The sequence below is a fragment of the Streptomyces sp. NPDC053427 genome (assembly GCF_044544985.1).
GTDB lineage: Bacteria > Actinomycetota > Actinomycetes > Streptomycetales > Streptomycetaceae > Streptomyces.
Genome location: NZ_JBITYA010000002.1, coordinates 722,866 through 741,879, shown reverse-complemented (window position 1 = coordinate 741,879; position 19,014 = coordinate 722,866). Strand labels below are relative to the sequence as shown.

Genomic DNA, 19,014 nt, shown 5'->3' with positions numbered 1-19,014 from the left:
TAGAGGTGCAACCGATGTGGAAGTGTCTGCTGTTGCCGAAGCTCCGGCCGTCGCCGGTGCTTCTCCTGTTGTAGATGCGGCCGACATGGGAGCCGGTTCCGCGCGGGCGCCACCCACACAGGGGCCGGGGCGCCGCCGCCCGGCACACATACCGTCCGGACGCGTCTACGCAGTGTCCACGACAAGGCCCCGTCGCACCATGCGTTTCGCGGCACCGACCGTCCGCGGCCACCATCCGCCGTCATGGTAGGCGGAGAGAAATGAACGGAAGATGGCGCGGGCCACCCACCCCCGGCGGGACGGCACGGGCCGCCCCCTCCGGCGCCGGGCCCCCGAACGGGCCACCGGCGCCCGCCCCCGCTACTTCACCGCGCCGGCCATCACACCGGAGACGAACTGCCGCTGGAAGGCGAAGAAGACGATCAGCGGCACCACCATCGACACGAACGCCCCCGGCGCCAGCACATCGATGTTGTTGCCGAACTGCCGCACCTCCTGCTGCAGCGCGACGGTCACCGGCGGATTACCGCTGTCCGCAAAGATCAACGCGATCAGCATGTCGTTCCACACCCACAGGAACTGGAAGATCCCCAACGACGCGATCGCCGGCCCGCCCAACGGCATCACGACCCGGGTGAACAGCCGTAGCTCGCCCGCCCCGTCCAGCCGCGCCGCCTCCAGCAGCTCGCGCGGAATCTCCGCGAAGAAATTCCGCAGCAGGAACACCGCGAACGGCAGCCCGAAGGCCGTATGGAAAAGAATCACCCCGGCCGTCGTCTCGAACAGCCCCACCGCGCCGAACAGCTTGGCCACCGGGATCAGCGCCACCTGCACGGGCACCACCAGCAGCCCCACGACCACCATGAACCAGCCGTCCCGCCCGGGAAACTCCATCCACGCGAAGGCATAACCGGCCAGCGACCCGATCACCACCACCAGCACCGTCGCCGGCACCGTGATCGCCGCCGTGGTCAGCAGCGAACCCATCACCTTCTCGTTGCCCAGCAGCCGGCTGTAATTGTCGAAGGTGATCTGGGCCGGCTTCGCGAAGACCTCCCACCAGCCCGACTCGGCGATCTGCTGCGGGCTGCGCAGCGAGGACAGCAGCAGCCCGACGGTCGGCATCAGCCAGAACAGCGCCACCAGGATCAGAAAGATCCGCAGCGCGCCGCCGCCGGTCCGGGCCGCGATCCGCGTGGCCAGCGGCTGCTTGACCGGCACTCGGCCGGCACCTTCCACCCGCGCGGCGGGCAGGGCCCCCTCCGTGGTCGTCATCGGCGACGCTCCTTCCGGATGCGCCGGAGATTGACGTACATCACCGGCAGCACGAGCAGCAGCAGGAATACGGCGATCGCGCTGCCCAGCCCCTCGTCGACGTCCGTACCGAACGACGACTGGAAAAGCTGCAGGGCGAGCACATTGGCGGACCGGATGCTCGAACCCGGCGCGATGATGTAGACCAGATCGAAGATCTTCAGCACATTGATCATGAGGGTGACCAGAACGACCACCAGGACGGGCGCCAGCAGCGGCACGGTGATCCGGCGGAAGACCTGCCACTCACCCGCCCCGTCCACCCGCGCCGCCTCCAGCAGCTCGCGCGGCACCGCCGCCAGCCCCGCCGCGATCAGCACCATCGCGAAACCGGCCCACATCCACACATAGGACCCGATGATGGCCGGGGTCACCAGCGCCGGGCCGAGCCAGTCGACGCCGTTGTAGGCCTCCGCGAAATTCGCCGCGGGCAGCCGCAGCCGGGCACCCTCGGCCCTGTCCGCGGGCAGCGCGTACGTCCCGTCGGCCGCCGTCGTCGCCGACGCGACCACCCTGCCGCCCTTGACCGCCTCGACCGTCAGACCCGCCAGCGCCTTCTCCCGGCCGTCGATGACATTCGGCCGCCCACCGCCACCACGCGTGAAATCCAGCCAGACCGTGCCGGTGACCTTGCCCGGCCGCGGCTTCGCGACGGCCGCCGGCTCCGCGTCCCGCACATCGGCCTGCTGCACGGCCACCAGCGGCAGATCCGCCGAAGCCGCGCCCGCCCCGGCCCCCACCGCCGACCCGGTGGTGAACGCACCGCCACCGGACGGCCGCAGATCCGCATTCGGCCGCGGCTTGGCACCCGGGAACGGCGCCGGCTCCGCAAACGTGTCGTGCACGCCCACCCACACCGCGTTCGCCACCCCGCGCTCCGGGTCCTGGTCGTACACCAGCCGGAAAATGATGCCCGCCGCCAGCATGGAAATCGCCATCGGCATGAAGACGACCAGCTTGAACGCCGTGCCCCAGCGGATCCGCTCGGTGAGCACCGCAAAGATCAGCCCCAGCGCCGTGGAGACGGTCGGCGCCACCACGACCCAGACGACGTTGTTCCTCAGCGCGGTACGGATCCCGTCGTCCGAGAACATCTCGCCGTAATTGCCCAGCCCCACGAAACCGTCGCCCGACGCATCGAACAGGCTGCGGTACACCGAGAAGACGATGGGATAGACCACCAACGCGCCCAGCAGCACCAGCGCCGGCAGCAGAAAGACGACCGCAATCCAGGGACGCGTCCCCAGCACACCCTTGCGCTTACCCCTCGGTCTCCGTGCACCGCCGGAAGCTGCGGCGGCTCGTAACTCGCTCATCGTGACGGTCCCCCCGTCCGGTCGAGGCGGTCGGCGTCCATGCCCGAACACTGCGCCGTCAAGGCCCGAACACCGCGATCAGCGCCCGAACGATTTCGCGGCGTCCTTCTCCAGCTGCGCCTGCGTCCCCGCGATGTCCTTGGGGCTCTTGAGGAAGTCCTGCAGGTCCTTCCACTCGCCCTGGCCCGGCTTGCCGCCGAAGGAGGCCGGCGCCTGGTCCGACATGTCGAACCGGAAGTCGTCACCCGCCGCGACCAGCGCCTTGGCGATCTTGCGCATCACACTGTTGGCGTACGCCGCCTGGTCCAGCTCCTTGTTCGGCGAGATGAACCCGCCCGCCTGCGCCCAGATCTTCGCCGCGTCCGTCGACGCCAGGAACGTCAGCAGCGCCTGCGACGCCTTGCTGTCCTTGAGCGCCACCGCCACATCGCCACCGGTCACCACCGGGGACTTCGCACCCACCGCCGGGAACGCGAACACCTTGGCATCGGTGCCGACCTTCGACTTCGTCTGAGTGATGTTGGCCGCGGCGAAGTCGGCCGAGGAAACCATCGCGGCCTTGGGGGCGTCGCCACCGCTGAACGTCTGCGTCACCGACGTCGGGAAGTCGGTCGCCAGGGCACCGGAGTTGCCGCCCGCCAGCAGATCCTTACGCCCGAAGAGCTGGCCCAGCGTCGTCAGCGCCTGCTCGACCGAGGGATCCGTCCACTTGATCTCGTGCCGCGCCAGCCGGTCGTACTTCTCCGGCCCCGCCTGCGAGAGATAGACGTTCTCGAACCAGTCGGTCAGCGTCCAGCCGTCCGAACCGCCCACCGACACCGGCTCCACACCCGACTCGGCGAGCGTCTGCGCGGTCTTGAGGAAGCCCTTCCAGTCCTTGGGCTCCGCGACCCCCGCATTCTCGAACGCCTTGGCGTTGTACCAGACCAGCGACTTGTTGCTGGCCTTGAAATAGACGCCGTACGGCGTGCCCTTGTGGGCACCCAGATCCTGCCAGCCCTTGGTGTAGTTCTTCGCGAGCTGCGCCCTGGCGGCGGCACCGAGCGGCTTGAGCCAGCCCTTCTGCGCGAACTCGTTGAGCACGCCGACCTGCTGGAGCATCGCAATGTCCGGCGGACCGCCACCGGCGACCTTGGAACCGATGAAACCGGCCATGTCGTCGCCGCTCGGCACGAAGTCGACCTTGGCACCGGTGCGCTTTTCGAACTCGTCCAGCACCTTGACGAAATTCTCCCGCTCGGGCCCCGTCCAGACCGCGGTCACCTGGAGCTTCTGCCCGTTGAGCCGGGGAAGCCGGACCGTGGGGGCGGTGCTCCCGCCCGTGGCGCCGCCGCCCGCCTCGTCCTTCGTCCCGCCGCCGCAGCCGGCCAGCGCGAGGGCGAGGGCCGCGGCCGCCGCCAGGGCGGTCGTGGCGCGTCCAGCCATGCCGTCGAATCGATTGCGCATCCCCGTAGCCCCTTATCGCTGCGCCTGCCGTGCGTGCGGTGGTGCCGGTGCGGCGTGGTGCCGCTCTCGCGGTGCGGTGGTGCCGGTGCGGCGTGGTGCGGTGCCGCTCGCGCGGTGCGGTGCTCGGTGCGGCGGGCGCACCCGCGCATGCGCCGCGGTGGTGCCGGTGCGGCACCGCTCATCCGATGCGGCGACGCCGTCGCGCTGTGCTCTCGTCGGTCGCTCTCGTCCGTCCCGGGTGCCCCGGCCTGGCCCGGGTGCCCCGCGCGTCCTGGGCACTCCGGGCACTCCGGGCGCCCCGGGTACCCCGGCGTCCGGACGCCCCGGGCGGTGCCGTGCCCCGGAGCGCTCGCTCCACGCTCGCGGGTCCTCCGGACCCTCCCGACCCTCCGGCCTTCCGGATCCTGCGGCCCTCTGTGGCGCGCACGCGGTGTGCCCCGTGGCGTGCGACAGGTCTACGCCCCGATCCCCGGCGCCGCAATACCGCATCCGGCCTCAACTGACCTTTTGTAATGGGGCTGTTACGGGCGGACGCCGAGCCGCGAGGGCGCGAGGGGCTGTTACGGGCGGAAGCCTGGGTGGGATGGGGCTGCCGGGCGGGATGCGGCTCCCGGCGGGATGGGGCCTGCCTGTGGGATGGGGCGCGTCGGGCGGGAGGGCCTGCCGGTGGGACGCGGCGCGTCGGGCGGGAGCGGCTGCCGGGCGGGAGAGGCTGTTACGGGCGGGTGGGACGGCCGCCCGAACGTCTCACTGGGACGGCCGCCCGTACGTCTCACCAGGAGCCACTCCTACACCTCTCACCAGGGGACTGCCAGCTCTCACCAGGGGCTGCTTCTTGGGCGCCCCGGCCGATTTCCGCCCGCACCTCCCACCACGGGCTACTTCCTTCACCAGGGGCGCTCATCCCACGGGCGCTCACACCAGCGGCGGCCCGACGGTCGCCCCCAAGGACTGCCCGGCCCGCTGCAGTGCGCTGGCCAGCAGGGCCAGATCCGTGGGGCCGTTGCCCAGCTCGCGCAGCGGGCGCCGGGCCGGCGGGTCCCCCATCCGCTGCCACTCCAGCGGGACGACCGTCGGCCGCAGGGTGGACGTACGGGGTATCCGGCCGGTCACCCGGCCCGCCTGGAACGGCGTCGAGGAGCCGTCCTCCGCCCGGTCCAGCCGCCCGCGGCCCGGCGGCACCGGCTCGGACGAGGGGTCGGCCGGGGCGCCCAACCGGACGCGCAGGCCGGCCCGTTCGCAGGTCGCGGTCTCCGCCGTGCGGTCCGGATGGCCGCTTGCGGCTATCAGATGGACGCCCAGCGCCGCGCCGTCCCGGGCGACCGCCTCCAGGGCCCGCACCACGGAACCGGCGGCCGGCCGGCCCGTGCTGCCCAGCGCCGGGGCCACCAGCGCGTCGAAGTCGTCGACCAGCACGAACAGTCGCGGCATCGGCGGCGCCTGGTCTTCCGTGTCCGGCGCCCCGCTGCGTGCCCGCAGTCGCAAGGTGCCCGTACCCGACGGGTCCGCCGCCGTGCCGCCTCCCTCTTCCTCATTACGGCAACGATTACGGAGAGTGATTAGTTCCTGCGGTGTGTTACCGGCTGTGTCGCCGCTCTCGGTCGAGCGGCGCGGTGCGATGATCCGCGGCGCCGGGAGATGCTTGGCGCGCCACTCGGCGAACGGCGTGCCGGCCAGTATTTCCGCGCGCCGCTTCAGCTCCGAGGACAGCGCCTGGGCGAACTCCCGCATCCGGACCGGATCCGAGGCGGCCAGATACGTCGTGACATGCGGCAGGTCCGTACAGACCCGCAGCCCCTCGCCGCGCTCGCTGCCGCCGCCGTCCACCAGGACCAGCGACAGCAGATCCGGGCGGTCCGCGGCGGCGAGGGAGGCGGCCAGCGAACGCATCAGCTCCGTCTTGCCGGTGGCCGCCGCGCCCTCCAGGAGCAGATGCGTGCCCTCGGCCGCGAGGTCGGCGGCCAGCGGGCCGTGCGGGCCCGCGCCCAGCACCGCCGGCGCGCTGGGCCGGTCGGTGTCCAGGGCGGCGGCCCAGCGCGCCATCAGGGACGCGGGGGTGGCGCGGGCCAGCCCCAGCTCGTCCAGCAGCCGGGACGCATCCGGCAGCGGGACGGCCGCGCGGTGCACCTGGTGGCCGCCGACCGTGGCCGTCGCCTCGGCCTCGCGCAGCGGCGCCAGCGCACGGGCGAACCGCTCGGCCCAGGCGGCGGAGACCGCGTCCACGGCCGCCACCGTGCCGTTCGGGCCGGAACCGGGCTGCACGACCCGCAGCGCCGTGGCCACATCGCCGCTGAGGACCGCCACCGCTCCGCACTCACCGAAGGCGGGCGACGCCTTCCGGGCGGCCTCGTAGGTCGCGGCCAGCGGGAAGGCGGGGGACGCGGCGGGCGTCTCCGCCAGGCAGATGAGGTGGATGCCGACGGCCGGGCCGCCCGCCGCCAGTCGGGCCGCGACCTCGCGCAGCTCCGACGAGCCGAGGTCGCCGTCCACGAGCGCGACGGTGTACGGGCCCTGGTGGCGGGCCGCGGCGGCGGCCACCTCGGCGCGGTCGGCGCTGGCCCAGTTGGGCCCGAGCGGGCCGTCGTCCAGGCGGCGCACCAGCTCGGCCGTACGGGCCGCGGCCTGCTCCTTGTCGTAGGCGAGCAGCAGCCGGCAGTCCTGGCCGTGGGCCGGGCGGACATGCGGCAGCCAGCCGAGCCAGGACCAGTCGGCCACCCGCTCCTCGGTGCTGCGGCCCCGGTCCGTGGAGATCAGCACGATTTCGAGGGTGCCGGGGGAGTGCAGGGCGGCGAGCTGGGCGACGGCCGAGCGGGCCAGCCCGGCCAGCCGCTCGCGCGGCCCGGCCAGGCCCAGGGAGCCCGCCCGGCGCAGCTCGACGGTGACCGGCGCGGCGATCCGGCCGCCGCCCTTGCTGGTCGTTCCCAGCCGGACGGCCAGCGCATCGGGGTGCTCCTGGGCGCGCTCCCACAGGCGGGGGCCCGGCCCGAGCGCCGTCAAGAGGACGGCGGCGGCATCCGGCCAGCGTTCATGGGCGGCGGGCGCCTCCGTGCCCGGCCCGTGTGCGTCGTACGTTTCGTGGGCCTCGTACGCGGGATCGGCCGCCGGGTCCGGCAGCGCCGCCCCGGCGGTATCCGGCTGCTCGCCGGCAGCGCGGCCACCGGTCAGCCGCCGCGCCCAGGCGCCGATGCCGCCGCGGCGGGCCGTCCTGGGGGCGTCGGGGGGCGCCAGCTGCTGTCGGCCGGCGTGCGTGCCGTCCTGGCCGGTCGGCCCGTATTCCTGGTGGCCGTAGGCGGGGGCCGGTCCGGGCCGGTCCGTCGCGCCGGCCCGTGGCCCGTCGTCGAGCGCCGTACCGCGCAGCGGCGTGTCCCGGCGGTCCGGCCCGCTCTGCGGGGCGCGGGCGGCGGGCGGGGCCGGGTAGGGGACGGCGGCCCGGGGCCGGGCGCCGTACGGGGCCTCCCGGGCGCCCGTCTCCCCGGGCGCGGCTCCCGGCGCGAACCGCGCTCCCATCGTGGTGGCCGCCGCCGCATCCCTCATGAGCGGGGCGACGCCCGTCGCCGACTCCGGTGCGACCCGCAGATGCCCCTCGCCGTCGGGGGCGGCGGGCAGCGCCGGGTCGGGGGCGCCGGGGGAGGACTGCAGTCGCAGGGCGGACTCGCCGACCCGCAGGAGGGCGCCGGGCCGCAGTGGGGCGGGCCGTTCGCCGAGGTCGTTGCCGTCGATGGCGGTGCCGTTGGTGGAGCGCAGGTCGGCGACGTGGACGGAGCCGTCGGGCTCGACCGTCACCGCGCAGTGCAGCCGGGAGACGTCCGGGTCGTCCAGAGGGACGTCCGCGTCGGCCGAGCGGCCGATGCGGATCTGGCCGCCGTGCAGCAGATGGACGCCGCCGGCATCCGGCCCCGAGACCACGCGCAGCCGGGCCGGGCCGTGCGGCAGGCCGTGTGCCGGTGCGGGGCCGGGGCCGTGGAGGGCGAGCACCGCGCCGTCGATCAGCGGCGGCTCGCCGATCGCCGCGCGCTGCGGATCGAGCCGCTCGTTGCCCGCGTACAGGACAACGGGGCCGCTGCCGCCCGCGCCGCCGCCCACATCCGCGCCCGAGCCGGCCACGGACGCCGCGAGGGAGCCTGCCACCGCCGCCAGGGCGGTCCCGGCGGGGGCCGTCACGAGCACGTCGCAGGCGCGTGTGGTGTGGCCGCTGCGCGGCCCGAGGACGGTCAGCCGGATCTGCATCGCCGTCAACGGTCCCTTCTGCCGGGAATCCGGCAGGGGCTCGCTCCTCCCCCACCGCGCCCGAGCACGTCGGCACGTACAAGTCCCAAGCGCACGTCGCGACGGAGAGCGCGCGCCCCCACCACAATGCGTGCTGGGGGCATCCTCGCACCTGCCACTGACAACACGCCCGCCGACCGCCTCCTGGTGATCTTGATTGGTCTTCTAAGGGCGAAAAAGTGCCGGCTTGCGCGCGATGAACGGCCTGATTTCGACCGCCGTGGTCAGCTGCGGCGGCGGCCGGGACCCCTCGGCGCGACCGCCGCGCCCATCGGCGGGCGGTCCGCGGCAACCATCCGCCCGTCTCCCGCGTCTTCCCCACAAGCCTCGACAGGCCTCGCCCGGCGCCGGGCCGCGAATTTGCCCGACGGCCTACAGTGGGTCGGACGGGCCGCGAGCTAGGCCATGATCGCCCACAAGCGTCTGACCCGGCGGGCCAGGCGCAGGATCCACCACGACAGGGAGCGCATGACGTGCGGCCGGTAGGCAGCAAGTACCTGCTCGAGGAGCCGCTGGGACGCGGCGCCACGGGCACCGTCTGGCGTGCCCGCCAGCGGGAGACGGCGGGCGCGGAGGCCGCCGTGGCCGGCGAGCCCGGCGAGACCGTCGCGATCAAGGTCCTCAAGGAGGAGCTGGCGAACGACGCGGACGTGGTGATGCGCTTCCTGCGGGAGCGCTCCGTCCTGCTGCGGCTCACCCACCCCAACATCGTCCGCACCCGCGACCTGGTGGTGGAGGGCGATCTGCTCGCCCTGGTCATGGACCTGGTCGACGGCCCCGACCTGCACCGCTACCTGCGCGACAACGGCCCCTTCAGCCCGGTGGCCGCCTCTTTGCTCACCGCGCAGATCGCCGACGCCCTGGCGGCCAGCCACGCCGACGGCGTCGTCCACCGCGACCTCAAGCCCGCCAACGTCCTGCTCGCCGGCTCCGACGGCAGCGGCCCGATGCACCCGATGCTGACCGACTTCGGCATCGCCCGCCTGGCCGACTCCCCGGGGCTCACCCGCACTCATGAATTCGTCGGCACCCCCGCCTATGTGGCGCCGGAGTCCGCCGAGGGGCGCCCGCAGACCTCCGCCGTGGACATCTACGGCGCCGGAATTCTGCTGTACGAGCTGGTCACCGGACGTCCGCCGTTCGCCGGCTCGACCGCCCTGGAGGTGCTGCACCGCCACCTGAGCGAGGAGCCGCGCCGCCCCAGCACGGTGCCCGAGCCCCTGTGGACGGTGATAGAGCGCTGTCTGCGCAAGCGCCCCGAGGAGCGCCCCAGCGCCGAGAACCTCGCCCGCGCGCTGCGCACCGTCGCGGCCGGCGTCGGCGTGCACGCCACCCCGGCCGACGCCGAGGCCGCCCTCGGCGTGGCCGCGCTGCTCGCCCCCGACCCGGCGCCCGCCACGGTCCCCGGCACGGCCACCGGCGGCCAGGGCACCGGCGACGCCGACCCCACCCAGGTCCTCCCGTCCAATGCCGGTTCGTACGACCCGGCCGCGGCCACCAGCGTGCTGCCCTCCACCGGAGGGCCCGGCGGCCAGGGCTACGGCCAGGGAGGCGCCGACCCGACGCGCGCGATGCCTCCGATGCCGACGGGCGCCCCCGGCCCCCAGGAGCCCGAGGGGCCGCACCCCTGGGAGTCCCAGCTGCGCGCCGCCCGCGACCGCAACGAACAGACCCAGGTGCAGTACCTGGACCCGAACGACGACCCGCTGCGCCGCCGCCCCCAGCGCCGCCCGGCGGAGCCCCAGCAGCCCCCGCCGCCGCAGTACCGCCAGCAGCAGCCGCCGCCGTACGCCCAGCAGCAGCGCCAGGCCCCGCAGCGCCGCCAGGAGCCCCCGCCGCAGCGCTACGAGCCGCAGCGTCCGCCCGCCCCGGAGCCCCGGCCCCGCCGCGAGCCCCGCCCGCGCAGCGCCAACCCCATGAAGATCCCGGGCCTGGGCTGCCTCAAGGGCTGCCTCTTCACGCTGATACTGCTCTTCGTGGCGGGCTGGCTCATCTGGGAGCTCACCCCCCTCCAGGAGTGGATCGGTACGACCCGGGGCTTCTTCGCCCAGATAGGGCACGTGTACCGCCAGGTGGAGCATTTCGTGAACCAGCTCGGCGGTTGACGCCCGACGCCCCCGGACCCCAGGGTCCGGGGGCGACTTCATGGATTTGTCGACTTCTGATGGGCAATTTCGCGCACAGAAGTGAGGGTTGCGGCCGTCGGGGGCACTGAACCCCTCGGCGCCCGCGTAGCTTTGACGCCAACTTCAGCCCCCGCAGGACGCTCGGGGGCCCGACACGTCGGAGCAGTCTTGGCACGGAAGATCGGCAGCCGGTACACCGCCCACCAGATCCTGGGGCGCGGCAGTGCCGGCACGGTATGGCTGGGCGAGGGTCCCGAAGGGGCCGTGGCCATCAAGCTGTTGCGTGAGGATCTCGCCTCCGACCAGGAGCTCGTCGGCCGCTTCGTGCAGGAGCGTACGGCGCTGCTGAGCCTGGAGCACCCGCATGTCGTCGGCGTCCGCGATCTCGTCGTCGACGGCAACGACCTGGCGCTGGTCATGGACCTCGTACGGGGCACGGACCTGCGCACCCGCCTCGAACGCGAGCGACGGCTGGCCCCGGAGGCCGCCGTCGCCATCGTCGCCGACGTCGCCGACGGCCTCGCCGCCGCGCACGCCGAACGCATCGTGCACCGCGACGTCAAGCCCGAGAACGTCCTGCTGGACATGCAGGGCGCGCTCGGCCCCGGTGGCGCGCACCCCGCGCTGCTCACCGACTTCGGCATCGCCCGCCTGGTGGACTCGCCACGGCGCGCCCTGCCCCAGCCTCCGTCCGGGGGGAGTCCCGTCGCGCTCCGCTCGACCAAGGTCATCGGTACCCCCGACTACCTCGCCCCCGAGATCATCGAGGGCCTGCCGCCGCGCGCCTCCGTGGACGTCTACGCGCTGGCCACGGTCCTGTACGAGCTGCTCGCCGGCTTCACCCCCTTCGGCGGCGGCCACCCCGGGGCCGTCCTGCGCCGCCATGTCACCGAGAGCGTCGCCCCGCTGCCCGGCATCCCCGACGAGCTGTGGCAGCTGCTGCTCCAGTGCCTGGCCAAGGCGCCCGCCTCCCGGCTGCGCGCCCCCGAGCTCGCCGCGAGGCTGCGCGAACTGCTCCCGGACCTGGCCGGCATCCCGCCGCTGGACATCGACGAGCCCGACGGCGAGCAGCCGGAGAACGACACGGAGGGTGCCCCCGCCACCGGGGCCCGCGACTATCCGCCGCCCGCCCAGGCCGAGGACACCCCGCCGCGCGGCGCGGTCCCGCTGGTCCAGGGCGCGGCGCCGGACTCCAACCGCGACACGCACACCAGCATGCGCGTCCCCGGCCCCGACGAGCTCGCGGGCGGCGCGCACGGCACGGCCCGCATGCCCAGGGTCGCCGGCCAGCGCCGGGCCGGGTCGGCCCGGCACCGCTCGGCCCCGGAGGCGGTGCGCCGCCGCCGGATCAGGCTCGGCGCGGCGGCCGCCGCGGTGCTGGTGGCGGCGGGCCTCGGCGGCTGGCTGGCCTCGGGCGACGAGGGCCCGGGCGACGCCGGGCCGGGCATCCACCAGCCCGACACCCCCTGAGCACCGCAGGGCCGTCCGGCCCCTCCGGGCCCCTGCGACCGCATGCCCGGAGGACCCGACCGCCCCGGCCGGGACACACTGTCGGCGGTAGCCGTTAGGCTGGGTGCGTGGCAGTCGTCGATGTATCCGAAGAGCTGAAGTCCCTCTCCTCGACCATGGGGTCGATCGAGGCCGTCCTGGACCTCGACAAGATGAGGGCCGATATCGCCGTGCTCGAGGAGCAGGCCGCGGCGCCGTCCCTGTGGGACGACGTGGAGAACGCCCAGAAGATCACCAGCCAGCTGTCCTACCTCCAGGGTCAGCTGCGCCGGGCCGACGAGCTGCGCAGCCGGGTCGACGACCTCGAGGTGCTCTTCGAGCTGGCCGAGGCCGAGGACGACGAGGACGCCCGCGGCGAGGCCGAGGCGGAGCTCGCGGCCGTCCGCAAGGCGGTCGACGAGCTCGAGGTCCGCACGCTGCTGTCGGGCGAGTACGACGCCCGTGAGGCGCTGGTCAACATCCGCGCCGAGGCCGGTGGCGTGGACGCCGCCGACTTCGCCGAGAAGCTCCAGCGGATGTATCTGCGCTGGGCCGAGCGCCACGGCTACAAGACCGAGCTGTACGAGACCTCGTACGCCGAAGAGGCCGGCATCAAGTCGACCACCTTCGCCGTCCAGGTCCCCTACGCCTACGGCACCCTCTCCGTCGAGCAGGGCACGCACCGCCTGGTGCGCATCTCGCCGTTCGACAACCAGGGCCGTCGCCAGACGTCCTTCGCGGGCGTCGAGGTGCTGCCCGTCGTCGAGAAGACCGACCACGTCGAGATCGACGAGTCCGACCTGCGGGTGGACGTCTACCGCTCCTCCGGCCCCGGTGGCCAGGGCGTGAACACCACGGACTCCGCGGTCCGGCTGACGCACCTTCCCACCGGCATCGTCGTCTCCTGCCAGAACGAACGCTCGCAGATCCAGAACAAGGCCTCGGCGATGAACGTCCTCCAGGCCAAGCTGCTGGAGCGCCGCCGCCAGGAGGAGCAGGCCAAGATGGACGCCCTCAAGGGCGACGGCGGCAACTCCTGGGGCAACCAGATGCGTTCGTACGTCCTGCACCCGTACCAGATGGTCAAGGACCTGCGGACCGAGTTCGAGGTCGGCAACCCCACCGCCGTCCTGGACGGCGACATCGACGGCTTCCTCGAGGCCGGCATCCGCTGGCGCAAGCAGCAGGAGAAGTAGCCGCCGGACCCTCCCGAGGCCGGATCCCGGACCGGATCCGAGGCGGCTCCGATGCCCGGACAACTGTCTCCCGCGGGGAGGCAGTTGTTTTTCGCTTCGGGGGTTTGGTCACAGTCGTATGTCCATGTACCGCCCAACTCCCAGCAATTCGGGCATCGGGACTTTATTCGACCTTGACGATGTTGGCCGAACTGGGAAGGCTGGGCGCGGCATGCGTATGTCTGGGGCGCGTGTATGAACGGGGAGATGAGTGGCCTGCCCGCTGTGCGGGGCCGTGACTCGCGTACCCCCATCGGATCTCGCCCCGTACAGCGGTGCTCCAATGACGAGTTCAGCTACTGGGGGTAGCAGTACATGACGAAGAAGACGCGGCTGCGCGTAGCGCGCATTGCAGCCGGTGCGGTGATCGCGGCGGGTGCGTCGCTCACCGCGGCCGGCGTCGCCTCCGCGGCGCCGACGGACCAGAGCCAGAGCGCTGGCGACAACTGCAGCCCGCTCGACCCGCTGCACTGGTTCTGCGACGACACCGGCGGCGGTGACTCCACCGGTGGTGACACCGGCGGCGACACCGGCGGCGACGACTCCACCGGCGGCGCCCTCGGTGGCGTGGTCGACGGCGGCACCAGCGACGGCGGTACCGACACCGGCGGCACCGACTCCGGCGGCACCGACGACGGCGGTACCGACACCGGCGGCACCGACACCGGTGGTCAGGACGCCGGCGGCACCGACGACGGCGGCACCGACACCGGCGGTCAGGACACCGGCGGTCAGAACGGTGGCCAGAACGGCGGCCAGAACGGCGGTCAGAACGGCGGTCAGAACGGCGGCCAGGACACCGGCGGTCAGAACGGTGGCCAGAACGGCGGCCAGAACGGCGGCCAGACCGGCGGTCACGACAACGGCGGTCAGACCGGCGGTCACGGCACCGGCGGCGACAACGGTGGCGGCGACAGCACCGGCACCGGCACCGACAACGAGGGCTCCAAGCCGATCGAGCAGCCGGGCCAGGGCAAGGAGGGGATGTCCAACACCCCCGGCCAGGCCAAGCAGCAGGCGAAGGGCGGAGAGCTGGCGGAGACCGGTTCCTCCGGTACCACCTTCCTGCTCATCGGTGCGGCGACGATGATCGCGGGCGGTGTCGGCTTCCGTATGCTGCCCCGTCTGATCAACAAGAACGGTGGCGGCGCGGCCGCGGCCTGACGCTGACACGCACACGACGAAGGGCCCGGGGCGCATCCGCACCCCGGGCCCTCCGGCGTTCACCTCGACATTCCCACCGGTACGCGCATGGTCGGTCGCGCTGAGTGACATCGCGCACGCCCGCCCCGTCACCCCGCGCCCGTCGCCCCGTACCGTCCCTCGGCGGGCCGACCGCTACGACGGCTCAGACGACCTGATGGAGCAGCGCCGCGACCGCGATCAGCGCGATCAGCAGGGTCACCAGAGCCACGGGGCTGAGCTGGCCGAATATGCCCTCTTGCTGCTGAAGCCGCTCTCTGCTGGCCCGGCACACAGGGCAGCGGCCCTCGCTCACAGGGGCCGCGCAATTGGCGCACACCAATCGGTCGTACGTCATGCGACCTCCTTCTTCACTGCGCCAACGCACCGGGAGGCGCGTTGGTTCCCCCTACCACTGTGCCAGCTTCCGGCCGGAACGGCGCGCCCCGCGGAATTGTGCTCCTTTTTCCCGCTCCGGGCGCCGCGACCGCCCCACCCAGATGCCGAGAATGTCCGGCTAGATGCCGTGAATAAACGCACCAACCCCCTCCGGTGACTGCACCGCATCACGAGGTTCGCGTATGGTCACGCACACCGACGGGAGCCGCAACACGGCAAACCGTGCCCCTACCCAGGTCGACCGTGGTGCATCAGTGATCCGATTCGACAACGTCTCCAAGACCTACCCGAAGCAGAACCGCCCCGCTCTCAGGGATGTCTCCCTGGAGATCGAGCGCGGCGAGTTCGTCTTCCTGGTGGGTTCCTCGGGCTCCGGTAAGTCCACCTTCCTGCGCCTGCTCCTGCGCGAGGAGCGCGCCAGCCATGGCGCCGTGCACGTACTGGGGAAGGACCTCGCGAAGCTGTCCAACTGGAAGGTTCCGCAGATGCGGCGCCAGGTGGGCACCGTCTTCCAGGACTTCCGGCTGCTCCCCAACAAGACGGTGGGGCAGAACGTCGCCTTCGCCCTCGAGGTCATCGGCAAGCCGCGCGGGCAGATCCGCAAGACGGTCCCCGAGGTCCTCGAACTCGTCGGCCTCGGCGGCAAGGAGGACCGCATGCCCGGAGAGCTCTCCGGCGGCGAGCAGCAGCGCGTCGCCATCGCGCGGGCCTTCGTCAACCGTCCGATGCTGCTCATCGCGGACGAGCCCACCGGCAACCTCGACCCGCAGACCTCGGTCGGCATCATGAAGCTGCTGGACCGGATCAACCGGACCGGTACGACGGTGGTCATGGCCACCCACGACCAGCAGATCGTCGACCAGATGCGCAAGCGGGTCATGGAACTCGAAAAGGGCCGACTCGTACGCGACCAGTCGCGCGGCGTGTACGGCTACCAGCACTAAGCGTGTACGGCCCCCAGCACTGAAAGGACGCCATGCGCGCCCAGTTCGTCCTGTCGGAGATCGGCGTCGGTCTCCGCCGTAACCTCACGATGACCTTTGCCGTCATCGTCTCCGTGGCCCTGTCGCTGGGCCTGTTCGGCGCCTCGCTGCTGATGCGCGACCAGGTCAGCACGATGAAGGGCTACTGGTACGACAAGGTCAACGTCTCCATCTTCTTCTGCAACAAGAACGACGCCGCCACGGGGGCCAACTGCGCCAAGGGCGCCGCCACCCAGCAGCAGAAGAACGACATTCTGGCGGAGCTGCACCGGCTGCCGATCGTGCAGAAGGTGCAGCACGAAACCAGCGACCAGGCATACAAGCACTACAAGGAGCAGTTCGGCGACACGCCCGTCGCCGGACTGGTCACCCCCGACCAGCTGCCGGAGTCCTTCCGGGTCAAGCTCAAGGACCCCACGAAGTACGACGTCATCAAGTCGGCGTTCTCCGAGCGGCCCGGCGTCCAGGAGGTGCAGGACCAACGCGACACCGTTGAGCCGCTGTTCAACCTCCTCAACGGCATGAACATCGCCGCGCTGTGCGTGATGGGGCTGATGCTGGTCGTTGCGCTGATGCTGATCGTCAACACCGTCCGGGTCTCGGCGTTCAGCAGGCGGCGGGAGACCGGCATCATGCGCCTGGTGGGCGCGTCCAGCTTCTACATCCAGATGCCGTTCATCCTGGAGGCCGCCATCGCGGGCCTGCTCGGCGCCGCCTTCGCGTGTGTGCTGATCGTCGGCGGCAAGGCCATCCTGATCAACAACTGGCTGGCCAAGAAGATCCAGGTGATCAACTTCATCGGCTGGGACTCGGTGGCGCAGGTGCTGCCGCTGGTGCTGCTGATCGGGCTGCTGATGCCCGCGCTCGCCGCATTCTTCGCGTTGCGCAAGTACCTCAAGGTGTGAGCTTTGCCAAGGGCGCCGTACGGTCAACTCACCGTACGGCGCCCTTTTGTCCCCTAGACTCACCGGCATGTCGGGCCCGTGTTCGTACGACCGGCCCCGCCGCATTCGCCGCGGGGCAGCCCTGACGTTGATCTTCGCGAGTGTGCTCGCCACCGGTGTGGCGACCGGCACTTGGGGCGAGCGGGCCGAGGGCGCGGCGGGACGGCCGGATTCCGGTGGCGCAATCTCCGCCGAGGCCGGCGCCACGAGCCGTACCGCCGACCGCGCGGCCGTCGAACGCGCCGCGGCCCAGGCCATGGAGGACGGCAAGTCCGGATCGCAGGCCGCCGCCGACGTGGTCAGCCGCAGCGGCGACCGCTGGTCGACGATCTACACCCCCGGCGAGTTCAAGGACTTCGAGCAGCAGTTGGACGGCTCCTACGTCGGCGTCGGCCTGTGGGTACGGCAGGCCGACGGCGGCCGGATCCGGGTGTCGCGGGTCCAGCCCGGCAGCCCCGCCGAGCGCGCCGGGATCGCCATCGGCGACGGGCTGCGCGCGATCGACGGCCGGGCCGTCAGGGGCAGACCGGTCACCGAGATCGTCGCCCGGCTGCGCGGCGAGCCCGCCGAGGGCGCCGGGACCCCCGTGGAGCTGGACCTCCAGCGCGGCCCCCGGCACTGGAGCACGACCCTGCACCGCACCCGTCTGAAGACCCAGAACGTCACCGTCGTGCCGCCCGCCGGGCCGCACGGACCCACCCGCATCAAGGTCGCCGCCTTCTCCCAGGGCACCGGCGAAGCGGTCCGCCGGGCGGTGCGCCGCGCCGCCCCGCGCGGCGGGCTGCTCCTCGACCTGCGTGGCAACACCGGCGGCCTGGTCACCGAGGCCGTCTCCGCCGCCTCCGCGTTCCTGGACGGCGGACTGGTCGCCACCTACGACGTCCGCGGCAGTCAGCGGGCCCTGTACGCCGAGCGCGGCGGCAACACCCGTGTCCCGCTGGTCGTCCTCGTCGACGGCGGCACGATGAGCGCCGGCGAGCTGCTGGCCGGCGCCCTCCAGGACCGCGGCCGGGCGATCGTGGTGGGCTCCCCGACCTTCGGCAAGGGATCGGTCCAGATGCCCAGCCGGCTCGCCGACGGCTCGGTCGCCGAGCTCACCGTCGGCCACTACCGCACCCCGTCCGGCCGGGCCGTCGACGGCCGGGGCATCAGCCCCGACCTGATCGCCGAGGACCACGCGGAAAAACGGGCCCGCACAGTATTGAGTGGCCTCGGCACCGGCTCGTAGTGCGAAAATGGCCGCACTATGGCTAACCAAAAGGGCAAGGACAAGGACCCCGGGCGCAAGCTCGTGGCGCAGCACAAGAAGGCGCGACACGACTACCACATTCTGGACACCTATGAATGTGGCCTGGTGCTGACCGGCACCGAGGTGAAGTCGCTACGGCAGGGCCGCGCGTCGCTGGTGGACGGATTCGTCCAGATCGACCGCAATGAGGCGTGGCTGCACAACGTTCACATCCCCGAATACGCACAGGGGACCTGGACCAACCACAGTGCCCGGCGCAAGCGGAAGCTGCTGCTGCACCGCCACGAGATCGACAAGCTGGAGTCCAAGATCCAGGAGAGCGGCCACACGATCGTGCCGCTGGCCCTCTACTTCAAGGACGGCCGCGCCAAGGTCGAGATCGCACTGGCCAAGGGCAAGAAGGAATACGACAAGCGGCAGACACTCCGCGAACAACAGGACCGCCGCGAGACGGACCGCGCCATCTCCTCGGCGCGGCGGCGGCAGCGGGCGGCCTGAGCCGGGCCCGCGCCGCGCCCGCCGGCCGCGGAATCCGTCCTGCGACGGCCCCGCGGTGGCCCTGCCGGGGAATACGCTGGCAACGGCACGCGTTGGTCACGTACGATGGCCGAGCACCCCACGGAGGGTGCAGGCGCCCCGGTGTAGGTGCCGGCTTGATAAATCAACATGGGGATGATCGGTTTCGACAGCGGATGTCGAAGCAGGGGAAGCGAGTCGAGGAAGCGGCAATGATCTCGTTAACCATATGTCGCAAACAATAATCGCCAACACCAAGCGCGATTCCTTCGCCCTCGCTGCCTAAGTAGCGACTTGCGAAGTGTCAGCCCGGGGCTGTTCCCGACCCGGATCCTGGCATCAGCTAGGGAACTAAACTTCTAGACCCGGTCACGGGGTTTAGAAGGAAATCAAACAGTGGCTGGGCCCGTCGGAGACTTGTTCGCGTGATCTCCGGGGCCGAGAAAATCGCAGCGAACTGCACTCGGAGAAGCCCTGATTCTGCACCGTTGGACGCGGGTTCGATTCCCGCCATCTCCACTCATCCCATGTAAGCCACTGCCCCGCGAGG

13 protein-coding genes and 1 other RNA gene are annotated in these 19,014 nt (G+C 72.1%); 9 read left to right on the top strand and 5 right to left on the bottom strand.

Features of this window, described 5'->3' with window-relative positions:
• Window positions 1-360: 360 nt before the first annotated feature.
• The 4 genes from ACIGWZ_RS07925 to ACIGWZ_RS07910 all read right to left on the bottom strand — a co-directional run bounded on the left by ACIGWZ_RS07925 (window position 361) and on the right by ACIGWZ_RS07910 (window position 8,303).
• On the bottom strand, window positions 361-1,275 hold the full coding sequence (locus ACIGWZ_RS07925; protein WP_400061917.1) for a carbohydrate ABC transporter permease: 915 nt from the start codon (window positions 1,273-1,275) through the stop codon (window positions 361-363).
• A complete protein-coding gene (locus ACIGWZ_RS07920; protein WP_400061915.1) occupies window positions 1,272-2,630 on the bottom strand; it encodes a carbohydrate ABC transporter permease in 1,359 nt (452 codons plus the stop codon). The genes ACIGWZ_RS07925 and ACIGWZ_RS07920 overlap by 4 nt, the downstream gene beginning before the upstream one ends.
• Before the next feature lie 78 nt (window positions 2,631-2,708).
• The gene (locus ACIGWZ_RS07915) at window positions 2,709-4,055 is read right to left on the bottom strand and encodes an ABC transporter substrate-binding protein (protein ID WP_400061913.1); all 1,347 of its coding nucleotides are present in this window, start codon (window positions 4,053-4,055) and stop codon (window positions 2,709-2,711) included.
• 936 nt (window positions 4,056-4,991) lie between these two features.
• Window positions 4,992-8,303 carry an FtsK/SpoIIIE domain-containing protein gene (locus ACIGWZ_RS07910; RefSeq protein ID WP_400062039.1) on the bottom strand — a complete coding sequence of 1,104 codons (3,312 nt, stop codon included), beginning with the start codon at window positions 8,301-8,303 and terminating at the stop codon, window positions 4,992-4,994.
• Between the two features lie 512 nt (window positions 8,304-8,815).
• Between ACIGWZ_RS07910 and ACIGWZ_RS07905 the strand changes: the two genes are divergently transcribed.
• The 4 genes from ACIGWZ_RS07905 to ACIGWZ_RS07890 all read left to right on the top strand — a co-directional run bounded on the left by ACIGWZ_RS07905 (window position 8,816) and on the right by ACIGWZ_RS07890 (window position 14,355).
• Complete coding sequence (locus ACIGWZ_RS07905) at window positions 8,816-10,447, top strand: protein kinase (RefSeq protein WP_400061911.1); 1,632 nt, start codon at window positions 8,816-8,818, stop codon at window positions 10,445-10,447.
• 189 nt (window positions 10,448-10,636) lie between these two features.
• Window positions 10,637-11,938, top strand: coding sequence for a serine/threonine-protein kinase (locus ACIGWZ_RS07900; protein WP_400061909.1), 1,302 nt, complete (start codon window positions 10,637-10,639; stop codon window positions 11,936-11,938).
• Between the two features lie 107 nt (window positions 11,939-12,045).
• A complete protein-coding gene (prfB, locus tag ACIGWZ_RS07895; protein ID WP_400061908.1) occupies window positions 12,046-13,152 on the top strand; it encodes a peptide chain release factor 2 in 1,107 nt (368 codons plus the stop codon).
• Window positions 13,153-13,506: 354 nt separating this feature from the next.
• The gene (locus tag ACIGWZ_RS07890; protein WP_400061906.1) at window positions 13,507-14,355 is read left to right on the top strand and encodes an LPXTG cell wall anchor domain-containing protein; all 849 of its coding nucleotides are present in this window, start codon (window positions 13,507-13,509) and stop codon (window positions 14,353-14,355) included.
• Between the two features lie 184 nt (window positions 14,356-14,539).
• Here ACIGWZ_RS07890 and ACIGWZ_RS07885 read toward each other — a convergent pair whose 3' ends face one another.
• The gene (locus tag ACIGWZ_RS07885) at window positions 14,540-14,731 is read right to left on the bottom strand and encodes a hypothetical protein (protein WP_400061905.1); all 192 of its coding nucleotides are present in this window, start codon (window positions 14,729-14,731) and stop codon (window positions 14,540-14,542) included.
• Between the two features lie 295 nt (window positions 14,732-15,026).
• Here ACIGWZ_RS07885 and ftsE point away from each other — a divergent pair, with 295 nt between their 5' ends.
• The 5 genes from ftsE to ssrA all read left to right on the top strand — a co-directional run bounded on the left by ftsE (window position 15,027) and on the right by ssrA (window position 18,986).
• Window positions 15,027-15,716, top strand: coding sequence for a cell division ATP-binding protein FtsE (gene ftsE, locus ACIGWZ_RS07880; protein WP_030069385.1), 690 nt, complete (start codon window positions 15,027-15,029; stop codon window positions 15,714-15,716).
• 32 nt (window positions 15,717-15,748) lie between these two features.
• The gene (ftsX, locus tag ACIGWZ_RS07875; protein WP_400061903.1) at window positions 15,749-16,660 is read left to right on the top strand and encodes a permease-like cell division protein FtsX; all 912 of its coding nucleotides are present in this window, start codon (window positions 15,749-15,751) and stop codon (window positions 16,658-16,660) included.
• A gap of 67 nt (window positions 16,661-16,727) precedes the next feature.
• On the top strand, window positions 16,728-17,927 hold the full coding sequence (locus ACIGWZ_RS07870; protein WP_400061901.1) for a S41 family peptidase: 1,200 nt from the start codon (window positions 16,728-16,730) through the stop codon (window positions 17,925-17,927).
• 18 nt (window positions 17,928-17,945) lie between these two features.
• Window positions 17,946-18,446: an SsrA-binding protein SmpB gene (gene smpB, locus ACIGWZ_RS07865; protein ID WP_400061899.1), complete on the top strand. Its 501-nt coding sequence runs from the start codon at window positions 17,946-17,948 to the stop codon at window positions 18,444-18,446.
• Between the two features lie 170 nt (window positions 18,447-18,616).
• Window positions 18,617-18,986, top strand: a transfer-messenger RNA (tmRNA) gene (gene ssrA / locus ACIGWZ_RS07860).
• The last annotated feature ends 28 nt before the right edge of the window (window positions 18,987-19,014 follow it).